The organism is Methylomonas rapida (genome assembly GCF_024360925.2).
Taxonomy (GTDB): Bacteria; Pseudomonadota; Gammaproteobacteria; order Methylococcales; family Methylomonadaceae; genus Methylomonas; species Methylomonas rapida.
In genome coordinates, this window is the sequence record NZ_CP113517.1 from 3,251,981 (window position 1) to 3,265,044 (window position 13,064).

Genomic DNA, 13,064 nt, shown 5'->3' on the forward strand with positions numbered 1-13,064 from the left:
TTAATACCTGGTTATTGAATTTAGCATGCCGCCCGGCCTTTTCTGCGTTGTGATTTCTTCGCGGACAACGGTGCGAATAAATGCTTCGGCAACCCGGCGCCCGGTTTCTTCCGGATTATTCCCGCCCTGAACATTGATTGATACAGAATAGTTGTAAGTATCGCCGCCACTGTCGCCGCCCGTCATGGTGACGGGTATCGACCGCCCGTCTGGCAGCGGTACGTAGGCTTCATTCATGCTGCCTTCGCCGAATAGCGCCAGTTGCGGGCTGCTGGCAATACCGCCGTTGGCGTATTTATTCAGCGGCAATGCCCCTGCGCTGGTCATGATGCCGCCATTGGCGAAAAGGTTGGAGTTGGCAACCAGGCCGTTGATGTCGGCATTCAATCCGCCGCCGATCGCGCCGGTCAGACCAGAAAAGGCCGCCCCCAGCAAACCGCTGGCCCAGTCGTGGCCGCCGTCCTTGGTGGTTTTTCCGAACAGCGCATCCATGAGTTGTGCCGAGGCGGCTTCGGCGGCCATGCGTCTTACCGTATTGCCAAAACCTTCAAGCATGCCGTCCATGCCGGCGTCGAATGGATCGAACAGGAAGTCCGCGAACGCGCTTTGCATGTTGCGCGCGGCTTGGATGCCGTATTCGCTCAGTTCGTTGGTGCTGTTTGTTGCCGGTTCGATAAACCCGGCATTGAAGGCCTGGCCTAATTCGTCAAACTTCTGCTTGGCTTGTTCGGCGCTGATGATGTCGGCGTTAAGATCGTCATTGATGCGCGCAAGCAGGCCATTGAAACCGGATTGCGACACGTCGCCGGCGGCAAAATCTTGAATGGCTTTGGTGACATCTACAAACTCATTGGCGTCATCGATGAGTTGTTGCCACATGGCAGACTGGCGGGCGGCGCTTTGTTCGATGAAGTCTTTTTCTGCTGCCAGATTCAGCAAGCGCACTTTTTGTGCGTCGTTGAGTTTTGACAGTCCGCCAAACTGCACTTCGAATTCCATTTCTGCCGCGGCGCTGTTGTCGCCATGCAACTGGATTTGTTTTTCAAGATTCAACTCGGCGTTTGCATAGAGGCTGTTCAATGCGTCGGCTTCGGCCTTTAACTGCTTTATGTGTGCATCTGATGCCGCCGCTTGCTCATCGATGCGTTTGCGGTTCTGCGTCCATAGCCTTTCTTGGGCGTCGGCTTGGCCTTTATTGATCAGTGATTGGTATTCGGCTAGTTTTTGCCCTTCTGCAATGATTTGATCATATTCGTCATAGGTGGCTTTCATCGGCGCACCAAAACGGGGATTGAATTTGTCTGCCGCTGCCAGCTTGCGGTCCATGGTATCCAGTTCCTTGTTGATGCCTTCCAGCTCGCGCTTATAGTCTGCCGCCTCAACACCAAAGTTTTCCCGTCGACCGATCATGCTGTTCAACTGGTTACGCCGTTCGACCAAATCCGTATACCGGTTGCTGGCTTCCGGCGTCACGATGTCCGCAAAGGTTTTTAATACGACGTCCAGTTTTATCGCCTGGCCACTGGCAGACAATAACCGATCCCAGGCATTGCCGATGCGGGTAAGGCTAGACTCGATGCCGTCAAATTTGGCGCCGCTATAGGCTTTATCCAGTTCTTTGGCGAATCTGGGTAGCACGTCGATACCGACTTTTCCTTGCTCCAGCAGTTTACTCAGTTCTGCGGTGGACACGTCCAACGCTTGCGCCATCAAATTGAACGCCCCTGGCAAGCGTTCGCCTAATTGCCCGCGCAATTCTTCGGCGCTTACGGTGCCTTTGCTCATCATCTGCCCGATAGCCAGCAACGCGCCTTCGGTTTCCGCCGATGACTTACCCAATGCCGCCATGGCTTGGGATACGGCGGCAAAAATTGTGCGGGTGTTTTCGCCTTCCATCGCGGTGCCGTTGGCGGCCGCCTGCAAATCCGAAAACGCTTTGGCGCTAACTGCCATATCAGTGCCCAATCGTTGGGATGTGTTGCGAATGAAGTCCATCGCTTGCGCCGCTTTTTCGGCGCTGCCCGATGTCACTTCCAGCGTTTTGTTGATGCCGTCAAACTTTCGCGTGGCGTCAAACACGGCGTCAGCAACGCCAGCAATTGATAATCCAACGCCTAACTTGGCCAGCATGCCATTCAATTTGTTACTGGATGACTCCAGGCCTAGCAGCGCGGAATTGATTCGATTGACGCTGTCTTCTGCCGATTTGCTTTCGCCTTGAATGCGTATTTTTAAGTTCATGTCTGACATGCTGAGTCCTTTATCGTTAAGTCTATGTTTTAACGACTTTTTAACATGATTCTTTTGTTTTATGTAACAGAATGGGCGTTTGATCGATAGTTTAGGTATCTGATCTATCTATCGCTTTTACTGTTGATTATGGCTTTGACGATGCCAAGAATGGGAACACCCACTAAGGCTATGGATACTGAAGGATGTGCGCCAAAATAGGCTGTTACTGAGGTTGCGGCCACAGCTGATATTGCAATGATAAAGCCCAGCCATTGACCTCGGCGATTGTCTTGTCGTATGGCTTCAAATTTAGTGAATTCGTAGCGGATTGCTCAGCTTCTGCCATTTTGAAAATACGCTCAGCCCCGTTTTCTATGATGGTGTCGAATTGTTCAAGCGCCGCCGGTGGTGGTAATGGTCCACTCCAACCTACTGATACTTTGGTATCAGTGCGGGTGTTATGAGTGACGGGCTTTTTCTTGCGCGGATTTTTCACGTTGAATTGCCGTTTTGAAGTCGCCACCGATTTTCAACCAGTCACCACGCATATTATCGAGATCCTGGTTCTTATCTGACCTGGCCGGGGTGAACTCAGGATATTTAAAATTTGAGTAGAGCAAACTTGTGGCACTCAGTCCGCTAATCAATCCATTAAAAGTATGTTTATTCATGGTTTGCTGTTTATCCGGTAACTTACAACAAGATTCAACGACGTTCATTCTATAGCATAATACCTGACATTCCCAAACAGTGACTTATCAATAAAAGCTCGCAAATTCCCACCCCCTTCGATTGCTGCCTTCTTCCTGCTGGGTATTGCTCATTTTTCATGTAGTTTTTTCTTTTGTGCTGGGTTTGGTGCTGGGTTTGGTGCTGGGTTAGTGCTGGGTTATAGGCTCTGAAAGCTTTGGTAGTGCTGACTGTGCTGGGTATGCTGGGTTATTTCACTATTCCAAGAAATTTTAGAAAAAAAGGGTTACCCCCTGTTTGATTACGCCTGGCGCGGAAACTGGATAACTTGCGCGCCGGTTTTCAAGGCGTCCAGGTAATCGGCCCAAGTTTGCATCATTCGCCGGCGCTCCTCTAGATATTGCGCCCGGTTGTAGGCGGCTCTGACTTGATCCTTTGGCATGTGACAGAGTTGGCGCTCTATAGCATCTGGCGACCAACCTTGTTCATTGAGTAACGTTGATGCGGTGGTTCTGAAGCCATGAGCGCTCATTTCATCGCTTTGGTAACCCAGTGTTTTTAATGCGGTGCGTATCGTACCGTCTGACATGGGCCTGCCGTCACCTCGGCTTGATGGAAAAACATACTGGCCGGCGCCTGTTAAGGGCTTGATCAATTCCAAAATTTCAACCGCTTGGCGTGATAACGGGACGATGTGCTTGGTTTCGGTTTTCGTCACGAGGTAACGCCATTCTTTGGCCACCAAATCAACATCTTTCCATTCCATTTGGCGTATCTCACCCGGGCGTTGGAACAGGTATGGCGATAACCTGAATGCGCATTGAACAATGAATGTGCCCTGGTAATTGGCGATGTCTCTAAGCAGGCGCCCGACTTCCTTTGGCTCGGTTATGGCCGCGTTATGTTTGACTTTTTGCGCCGGTATTTGGGCGCCTACCGCTTGTGCGGGATCGTAATCGGTGAAGCCATGGGCAATCGCATACGCGTAGACGGCGCTTATATCCGACCGCACTCTGTGAGCTGTTTCCAGTTTTTTTTGAATGATCAAGGGTCTGATGACCGCAAAAATATCGGGAGACTTTACGTCATCAATTGATTTTTGACCGATTTGAGGAAATACGTAGAGTTCGAAGCGGCGGATTTTTTTTTGGTTTGTTACATCGCGCACGGTATGCGCTTCGGATTCAATCCATTGCCTGGCGATGTCTTCGAAGCTGTTTCTGATGGGAAGGCCTGCGTCAAGCCTGTTTTGGTTTTCGACGGCTTGCGTTATTTCCGCCTGCGCTTGTTTTCTGATGTCACTGGGATCGATACCGCTCGCCAAGTTGTTTCTGGCTTCTTCGGCTCTGCGCCTGGCATTCTCCAATGTCGTATCCGGATACACGCCAAAGGATAGCTTTTTACGCTTTCTTTCGAAGGTGTAAATGAACTTCCAAATTTTGGTTCCGTTTTTGCCGACAACTAGATAAAGACCTCCTCCATCGTTGATGAAGTACTCTTTATCTCGAGGCTTTGCCCCCTTGTAGACCGTGTCTTTATTGAGATGGAGCGCCATAGTGTGTCCTCAAGTGTGTCCTCGGTTGTGTCTTCTGAGGGCAATTATAGGAAAGGACACGATGAAGGACACACTTTGTTGTGAATGTCGCTGTATTTCGTTGAACTTCGCTGAACAATAAAAAACCCGCTAAGCCTTACAGCTTGCGGGTTTTCGTACTTCTTTGCACGTCTCCGTACACTTAAATGGTACCGAGGGTCGGAATCGAACCGACACTCCCTCGCGGGAACCGGATTTTGAATCCGGCGCGTCTACCAGTTTCACCACCCCGGCAAAGAATATGTGCATTATAGGGACTTACCAAATGCTTGGCAAGCACTTTTTCAAATAATTTTAGGCCGCCAGCACTACCGCTGCTTTGAGTTTTTTCATCGCATTCTGTTCCAGCTGACGAATACGTTCCGCAGAAACCTGGTAACGATCCGCCAATTCATGCAAGGTGGCTTTTTCTTCCACCAGCCAGCGACTGGTCAGAATGTCCCTGCTACGGTCATCTAGCTCGGCCATAGCATCCATCAGCATGTCTTCCTTGCGATCCTGCCAATCGCTGTTTTCCAGCAACAAAGCAGGATCGGCATTTTGCTGCTCCAGATAAGCGATAGGCGCGACACTGCCGTCTTCGCTGTCGTCATCGACCGGTTCGAGACTAATGTCGCGGCCGTCCAGCCTGCGCTCCATTTCATAGACGGTTTTGACATCGACATCCAGACTTTCCGCGATCACCTCAGCGTCATCGGGTGACAAATAGCTCAGGTCTTTTTTTAACTTACGCAAATTGAAGAATAGTTTGCGTTGCGCCTTGGTGGTAGCCACCTTGACGATACGCCAGTTCTTGATGACGTATTCGTGGATTTCGGCCTTGATCCAATGCACAGCGAAAGACACCAAACGCACGCCCATGTCGGGATCGAATCGTTTGACTGCCTTCATCAACCCGATATTGCCTTCCTGCACGATATCAGCCAACGGTAGACCGTAACCAGCATAGCCACGCGCGATATGCGCCACGAAACGAAGATTGGACATGACCAGCTCGCGCGCGGCAGTAAGATCGCCTTCATCGCGATAACGCACGGCCAAATCGTATTCCTGCTCGGCGGACAGTTTTGGCATTTGCGACACGACGCTCAAATAATTATCGAAAGTCCCAACCGATAAATTGACCGGCAACGCCAACATGTTGTTCATAGTCACCTCTATATTCGATGTAACAATTACGTTGACCGGATTCTAGCACTCGTTAATCAAGAGTGCTAATAATTTGACAAAAAATTTTGTGATCCGCGTCAAGACTGATTTATCGGGATGCCGACACACCTATCGAACCGACAGCTATCTTTCGAAAACAAGCCAAACTCGTTAAAATGCGGAGCATGCGCTAACTCATCACCCTTCTATTTTCCATATTCAACACTTAACCATCATGTCCACTAGCGAAAGCCTCGTTCCAGCCAATTTCATCCGCCACATCATCGCCGAAGACAAGGCCAACAACAAAAACGACGGCAAAGTTGCAACACGCTTCCCGCCGGAACCGAACGGTTATCTGCATATTGGCCATGCCAAATCCATCTGCCTGAATTTCACGCTGGCCGAAGAAAACAACGGCACCTGTAATCTGCGTTTCGACGACACCAACCCGGAAAAAGAAAGCGTCGAATACATGGAATCGATAGAGCGCGATGTCGCATGGCTGGGTTTCAAATGGGTCGGCAAATACCACGCGTCGGATTATTTCGAAACCTTATATGACTATGCGGTGCAGTTGATCAAACAAGGCGACGCCTACGTCGACGGTTCCACCGCCGAACAAATGCGTCTCGACCGCGGCACCTTGACTGAGCCCGGCAAGGAAAGCCCGGACAGAAGCCGCAGCATCGAAGAAAACCTGGATCTGTTCCAACGCATGCGCGCCGGCGAGTTCGCCGACGGCCAATACGTATTGCGCGCCAAGATCGACATGGCCTCGCCCAACATCAACATGCGCGACCCGGTGATCTACCGCATCCGCCGCGCGCACCACCACCGTACCGGCGACGCCTGGTGCATCTATCCGATGTACGACTACACCCACTGCCTGTCTGACATGCTGGAGGGCATCACCCACTCGATTTGCACGCTGGAATTCGAGGACCATCGCCCGCTGTACGACTGGGTGCTGGACACACTAAAAACCCCTTGTCATCCGCAGCAAATCGAATTCGCCCGTTTACAGCTGGAATACACCATCGTCAGCAAACGCAAGCTATTGCAACTCGTCACCGAAAAACACGTGTCCGGCTGGGACGACCCGCGCATGCCGACCATCTCCGGCCTGCGCCGCGCCGGGGTCACGCCAGAAGCGATCCGCGATTTTTGCGAGCGCATCGGCGTCACCAAGAAAAACTCCTGGATCGAAATGAGCTTCCTGGAAACCTGCATCCGCGACGACCTCAACGAGCGCGCGTTGCGGGCGATGGCGGTGCTGCGGCCGTTGCGCGTCATCATAACCAATTGGGAAGACGGCAAAACCGAAACCTACCAAATCGCCAACCATCCGCAAAAACCGGAGATGGGCACGCGCGCAGTGCCATTCGGCAAAGTGCTGTTGATCGAGCAGGACGATTTCATGGAAAACCCGCCGAAAGACTTCAAGCGCTTGGTGCCTGGCGGCGAGGTACGCTTGCGCGGTTCCTACGTGATCAAATGCGAGGAAGTCATCAAAGACGACGCCGGCAATGTCATCGAGTTGCGCTGCACTTACGATCCCGCCACGCTGGGCAAGAATCCGGAAGGCCGCAAGGTCAAGGGCGTGATTCATTGGGTATCGGAGCAACACGCACTACCGGCGGAAATCCGCCTGTACGACCGCCTGTTCAGCCACCCCAACCCGGATACGCTGGATAATTTCCTGGATGGCATCAACCCCGACTCACTGGAAGTTGTAACCTCCGCCCGCGTCGAAGCCAGCCTGACCGATGCGTCGCCGGATGTACGTTACCAGTTCGAGCGGACGGGTTATTTCTGCGCGGATAGTGTCGACAGTAAACCAGGGAAACTAGTGTTCAACCGGACGGTGACATTGCGGGATAGTTGGGCGAAGTGATCAGTGATGATACGCAGAAACTTAATTACTTATTAGGTGCTACGCAGACAATGAAGCCATTAGAAATTTTTGATGAATCCGATATCCTTGCTGAGGAGTTCCAAGAAATAATTGATTTGCCGCTCTTCGACAATTCATCAAGAATTCGAATAAGTGATGTTGCCTGCTCCCTTTCACTGGAACATTGGCACTCTGCAAGAGCATTGCTTCGAGTAAGTCTTTTGCCATCAGCGTTAGTGGTTCACCGCGCACAGTTTGAAGCGCTAACCCGCTGCATTTGGCTGACGTACGCTGCTTCTGATGAGCAAATTTCCAAATTGACCGCCGACCTATCATTAGAATCGGAACAAGTAGCAAAGAATATGCCGCAGATTGCCCAGATGATGCAGGCACTGGAAAGAAGTGGACCGCAACCAGCCTATGACGCTCTTACCCGTTTCAAGGACAACAACTGGAAAGCACTCAATTCATACGCACATGCGGGTATTCATCCAATCCGAAGGCATCATGATGGGTATCCAATCAAGCTGATTCATGATGTATTACGCAACACAAATGGGCTAGCGGTTATGTCCTGCATGCAAGCCGTCGTACTTTCAGCCTGAATCCGTGACTCCACATATTGCCAGACCTTTTATTCGTCATACTCTTCCAAAATTCGCTGAATTTAAAAGTGTGGTCCGGGCAATCGAGTTTAACGGCTAGAAATGCAGCGTATTATCTGGAATATTTTCCCTGCATGATTCAATTTGATGGACTTTAGGCGCAGGATTCCCAAGCCACTGTGAATTTGCGGCGTTGTGCTATCGATGGCAGAGCGATCAGTCGCTAGCCGGCGGCGAGTTTGGCGTAGGTGGATTCAAAAGCGATGAAACCGGGACAGCTCTGTGAAAAGCGCAGCTTCAGCCGGTGCCCGCTACGGATGAGTCGCGCGGCCAGATACATCAGTTCCTGGATCACGGTTTTGATACGCCGCCGCTTGGCAGGATGCCTGACCGGGCTTTGTTCGCCCAGCAAGCCGATCAGGCCTATCCAGCGCAGGATGTTGTAGCTATAGGCGCTGAGGCTCATGATCAGGTCGTTGGTGGCAAACTTGCCGGATGGCAGGCGCTCGATATCCAGATCGGTCTTGAATTCGCTGTGGAATTGTTCAGCGGTGGCATGGTCGCGATAGAGGGCAATAACCATGGCATCGTCGTAATCGGCCACCGGCAGACTGGTCCACCAGCCTTCGATTTCGATATCCGGTAGCACGAGGGCTTGGCCTTGAGCCGTGATGGTGCGCTCGGTGATTTGCATGACCCTGCGACAGGTATAGGTTTTACCGTTGCGAGTGTGTTGCTCCATGACACTGAACAAGGCCACGCGTTTGCCTTCGCGCGGTGTGGTCCACTGGCCGTGTTGTTCGGCGTAGGCCAGCCAGGCGTCGGCATCTTGTTTACGCGGGTTCCATTTGATGATGAAATCGACCTGATCGGCTTCGTGTAAGTCGATGCGATTGTCGAGCGCGTCGTGACCGCCATCCAGCCGGACCAACAAAGGCAAAGTCGTCAAACGTTTCGCGGCGGCGAGTCCGCGCTCCAGCGCATAGCGGAATTCGTATTGGCAATGCTGCTTGCCTTCGCGCAGTTCATTACCAATACACCAGCCCTCTTTACCCAGATAGAGGGCAATCGGGGCGTAGCCGTCAAAACCTTTGTAGGTTCGGGAGACGCCTTCTTTGCAGGTTTTTTCGTTGTTCATGGGGTAAACATCGATATCCAACGCGACATGGCCTGTGGCTAACGGCGTTACCGGCACCTGGGCGTGAGCCAGAAAATCGAGGTTGCTTTGATAAATGATCGGTAATAAGGCGTCGGCGTGTTCATCCAGTCGCTGTCTGAGGCGGGCGCTGGAGGGTACTTGATGAATGGCGAGCGCGGCTTTGAAATAGTCGTCGTCGCGATGGTTTTCGATGGCTTCGAAGTCGCTTTTGCCCAGGCTAAGGGTGCCTATATAGCTTTTGATAATATCGGCGTGAGCAATACCGTGCCGTAGCGGAATACCTTTTTCCAGCGCCTGATTGAGCTGGCCATATTGATTCAAACATAAACCGACCAAGGCTAATCCAGAATGGCTGGTATAAAATTCAGTTTCAGATTGCTCCAGGATAAACCGCTTCATGAATCACTCGCCGGGTGAATGGAAGAATAGCGGTATTATCCCAGAATAAGCGTTTTAAATCATTGCGTTGCGGCCGTGGATGGCCTTTTAAGTCACGGATTCAGGTTCAGGTCAACAACCGCTACAACGAACTCTACTAGAGCTTGCTGGGAAGCGTTCGGCGTGTATGCCACCATCGCTTTGAAAACCAACCCGCGTAAGGCGGAAGCCAGGTAGGGTACGCATCGCGTACCTTTTTGATTTAATCCATCGAAACTATCGTTTCAGGAGTTTCCATGTCTGCCCTCCTTCCCCAATCGAACCACCTCAGCCCCGCAGAATACCTGGACATGGAGCTTTCCAGCCCTATCAAGCATGAATATATGGCCGGCGAAATTTTCGCGATGACCGGCACCAGCGACAGCCATAACATCATTTCCTTGAACCTTGCCTTTATTTTACGGGAACATCTGCGCGGCACGCCTTGCCGGGTGTTCATGTCCGATCTGAAATTGAAGGTCGCCGCGGCGGACGCCTATTTTTACCCCGATCTGATGGTCACCTGCGAAACCGCGCCAGACAGCCATTACCGGGAACAGCCTAAGCTAGTCGTCGAAGTGTTGTCCGATTCCACCGCCAAATTCGACCGCGAAGACAAGCGCCGCATATACCAAGCGCTGGAAAGCCTGCAGGAATACGTGCTGGTCGCGCAAAGCTGCATGGACGTGCGCGTGTACCGGCGTACTGCCGACGGCTGGGACATGGCGATCTACACAGACGGCGCCGTGATTCCCCTGCACTCGGTGGAATTGGAAATAGGCATCGAACGGATTTACGAGTCGGCTTGGGATTAAACCAATCGCCATCCAACTATCAAATTACGCCACTTCGGGTACCTCACATGACGCTCTGTTCCGACCTGCTGCAACATGTACAAAAAGCCACCGGCCAAAGGCTGCGTAACCCGCGCGTTTCCAGCGTCGGCGGCGGCGACATCAACGCGGCCTATCGCGTGCAAAGCGACGATGTGGATTGGTTCGTCAAAACCAACCGCGCCTCGCTGGCTGCGATGTTCGCCGCCGAAGCCGCCGGCCTGCGGGAACTAGGGGCTTTAAACGAAGTGCGCGTACCCAAGGTCATCTACCACGGCCAATGCTGCGGCCAGGCTTATCTGGTGTTGGAATACATAGCCTTGAGCGGTTTGAGCGGCGACAGCGCCGGATTGTTCGGCGCACAATTGGCCCGCCTGCATCGCAAGGCGCAGCCTTATTTCGGCTGGCCCATCGACAACACGATAGGCTCCACCCCGCAACACAACCAGCGCCACGACGATTGGGTTAGTTTTTGGCAACAACAGCGTTTGGGCAAGCAACTGGAATTTGCCGCCGACAACGGCTACAGCGGCAATTTGCAGCGCAAAGGCGAAAAGTTAATGGAAAAAATCCCGGCCTTTTTCAGTGGTTACCGCCCTCACTCATCGCTGCTGCATGGCGATTTATGGGGCGGCAACGCCTCGGCCGACCGCGAAGGCAACCCGGTGATGTACGACCCGGCCTGCTATTACGGCGACCGCGAAGCCGATATCGCGATGACCGAGTTGTTCGGCGGCTTCGGCGCGGATTTTTATGCCGCTTACCACGCAGAATATGCGCTGGATGCCGGCTACAAGACCCGCAAAACCCTCTACAACCTGTATCACATCCTGAACCATCTGAATTTGTTTGGCGGCGGCTATCGGCATCAAGCCGAAAACATGATGGATCGGTTGTTGGCCGAATAAATGGGCAGCGCTCCCACAGACTTTCAGGGTAACAAAGCCATTCAATTGGCCAGCTTGAAAAAACCGACCACCTGCTGCAATTGTTCGGCTTGTCCGTTCAGCTCTTCCGCGGTGGCCGCCATTTCCTCCGAGGCGGCGGCATTTTGTTGCGTCACCTTATCCAGCTGGCGCATCGCTTCGCCGATTTGGTTGATACCGCCGGCTTGCTCGGTGGATGCCGCGCTGATTTCCTGCACCAAATCGGAAGTTTTGACGATGTTGGGCACGACATTGGCAATCAAGGTCCCGGCTTTTTCCGCGATGGCGACGCTGTTCGAGGCCAGCTCGTTGATTTCCTCCGCCGTCACGCGACTGCTTTCCGCCAATTTGCGCACTTCAGCGGCGACCACCGCAAACCCTTTGCCGTGTTCGCCGGCCGAGGCTGCCTCGATGGCGGCATTCAGCGACAGCAGATTGGTCTTGTAGGCTATGTCTTCGATCAAGCCGATTTTCTTGGCGATATGTTTCATCGCATTAACCGTTTCGACGACGGCGTCACCGCCCTGCTTGGCTTCGTCGGCCGATTTTCGCGCTATTTGTTCGGTCACCCGCGCATTGTCGGTGTTCTGCTGCACCGAAGCATTGAGTTGTTCGATGGAGCTACTGGTTTCATCGACACTGGCCGCTTGTTCGGTAGTGGCCTGACTGATGGATTGAGCCGTGGCGCTGACTTCTTTCGAGGCATGGGTCAAGGCCTCCGCATTGCTTGTTACCTGTTCCACGACCTGGCTCAATTGATCGCGCATCATTTTCAGGTCATATAACAAACTGGATTGGTCGCCCTGGTTCAGCGCCATGTCAACAGAGAGGTCCCCGCCGGCGATCTTTTTCATGACCTCGGCCGCATAGCCCGGCTCGCCGCCGAGTTGTTTCATCAAGGTTCGAGTGATCAGATAGGCCGCCACGCAGCCGATTACCAGGGATACTAACGCCAGCACATTGATGATGCTGCGGCTATCGTTCACCATAGCCTCTGCTTGCTGTCCCGATTTCTCCATGAGTTGGGTTTGATAATCGATGAGCCTGGTAACGGCATCGAAGTAAGCAGTCTGCAATTTTCTGACATCGGTCAACAGATATTGTGCCGCCTCTTCTTGCCTATCTGCTTTAGCCAATTTTATGAATTGATCCTGTGCGGCAATATAGGACCCTCGCGCATCCAATATGGCTTGAAATAAAGTCTTGCCTTCCGTAGTTTTGATACGTTCATCCAGCTTGTCGAGATTTTCCTTGATATTTTTCCGGGCTTCCTGGATGCGAGCCAATTCTTTATCGATAATATCCTTATCCTTTATAATCAATGTATTGCGCATGGATCGGGCAATCACATTGATATTGTTGATTACGTTATTGGCCCATACCGTTTTGGGAAACTTATCGTTGCCCATGTCCTGTATGCTGAATAAAAGTTCATTCATGCGATACATACTTAGCCCCGCAATCATTGTCATCAGCAACAACACGCCGGCAAATCCCAAACCCAACCGAGTACCTACTTTCATCGCGCTCATTCTTATCTGCTCAAAAATTGTCAGTGCCTT

At 52.1% G+C, this 13,064-nt stretch carries 11 protein-coding genes and 1 tRNA gene; 4 read left to right on the top strand and 8 right to left on the bottom strand.

Annotated features, from left to right (window positions below):
* The 6 genes from NM686_RS15305 to rpoH all read right to left on the bottom strand — a co-directional run bounded on the left by NM686_RS15305 (window position 1) and on the right by rpoH (window position 5,665).
* Window positions 1–2,250 (bottom strand): tape measure protein, encoded by a 2,250-nt coding sequence (locus NM686_RS15305; RefSeq protein ID WP_255188725.1) that lies wholly within the window; start codon window positions 2,248–2,250, stop codon window positions 1–3.
* A gap of 205 nt (window positions 2,251–2,455) precedes the next feature.
* Window positions 2,456–2,728, bottom strand: a complete 273-nt coding sequence (locus NM686_RS15310) for a DUF2335 domain-containing protein (protein WP_255188726.1) — start codon at window positions 2,726–2,728, stop codon at window positions 2,456–2,458.
* Window positions 2,691–2,903 (bottom strand): hypothetical protein, encoded by a 213-nt coding sequence (locus NM686_RS15315; protein WP_255188727.1) that lies wholly within the window; start codon window positions 2,901–2,903, stop codon window positions 2,691–2,693. Before NM686_RS15315 ends, NM686_RS15310 begins: the two co-directional genes overlap by 38 nt.
* A gap of 320 nt (window positions 2,904–3,223) precedes the next feature.
* Window positions 3,224–4,477, bottom strand: a complete 1,254-nt coding sequence (locus NM686_RS15320) for a tyrosine-type recombinase/integrase (protein ID WP_255188728.1) — start codon at window positions 4,475–4,477, stop codon at window positions 3,224–3,226.
* Window positions 4,478–4,663: 186 nt separating this feature from the next.
* Window positions 4,664–4,750 (bottom strand) — tRNA-Leu (locus NM686_RS15325).
* 60 nt (window positions 4,751–4,810) lie between these two features.
* On the bottom strand, window positions 4,811–5,665 hold the full coding sequence (gene rpoH, locus NM686_RS15330) for an RNA polymerase sigma factor RpoH (RefSeq protein ID WP_255188729.1): 855 nt from the start codon (window positions 5,663–5,665) through the stop codon (window positions 4,811–4,813).
* A 235-nt stretch (window positions 5,666–5,900) separates the two neighbouring features.
* On the opposite strand from rpoH, the gene NM686_RS15335 reads away from it, so the two are divergent.
* The gene (locus NM686_RS15335; protein ID WP_255188730.1) at window positions 5,901–7,562 is read left to right on the top strand and encodes a glutamine--tRNA ligase/YqeY domain fusion protein; all 1,662 of its coding nucleotides are present in this window, start codon (window positions 5,901–5,903) and stop codon (window positions 7,560–7,562) included.
* 50 nt (window positions 7,563–7,612) lie between these two features.
* On the top strand, window positions 7,613–8,167 hold the full coding sequence (locus NM686_RS15340; RefSeq protein WP_269021857.1) for a DUF6988 family protein: 555 nt from the start codon (window positions 7,613–7,615) through the stop codon (window positions 8,165–8,167).
* A 223-nt stretch (window positions 8,168–8,390) separates the two neighbouring features.
* Here NM686_RS15340 and NM686_RS15345 read toward each other — a convergent pair whose 3' ends face one another.
* On the bottom strand, window positions 8,391–9,725 hold the full coding sequence (locus NM686_RS15345) for an IS1380 family transposase (protein ID WP_255188233.1): 1,335 nt from the start codon (window positions 9,723–9,725) through the stop codon (window positions 8,391–8,393).
* 275 nt (window positions 9,726–10,000) lie between these two features.
* On the opposite strand from NM686_RS15345, the gene NM686_RS15350 reads away from it, so the two are divergent.
* On the top strand, window positions 10,001–10,558 hold the full coding sequence (locus NM686_RS15350; protein WP_255188732.1) for a Uma2 family endonuclease: 558 nt from the start codon (window positions 10,001–10,003) through the stop codon (window positions 10,556–10,558).
* 47 nt (window positions 10,559–10,605) lie between these two features.
* A complete protein-coding gene (locus NM686_RS15355; RefSeq protein ID WP_255188733.1) occupies window positions 10,606–11,484 on the top strand; it encodes a fructosamine kinase family protein in 879 nt (292 codons plus the stop codon).
* A 41-nt stretch (window positions 11,485–11,525) separates the two neighbouring features.
* On the opposite strand, the gene NM686_RS15360 is transcribed toward NM686_RS15355, so the two are convergent.
* The gene (locus NM686_RS15360) at window positions 11,526–13,034 is read right to left on the bottom strand and encodes a methyl-accepting chemotaxis protein (protein ID WP_255188734.1); all 1,509 of its coding nucleotides are present in this window, start codon (window positions 13,032–13,034) and stop codon (window positions 11,526–11,528) included.
* Window positions 13,035–13,064: the final 30 nt, after the last annotated feature.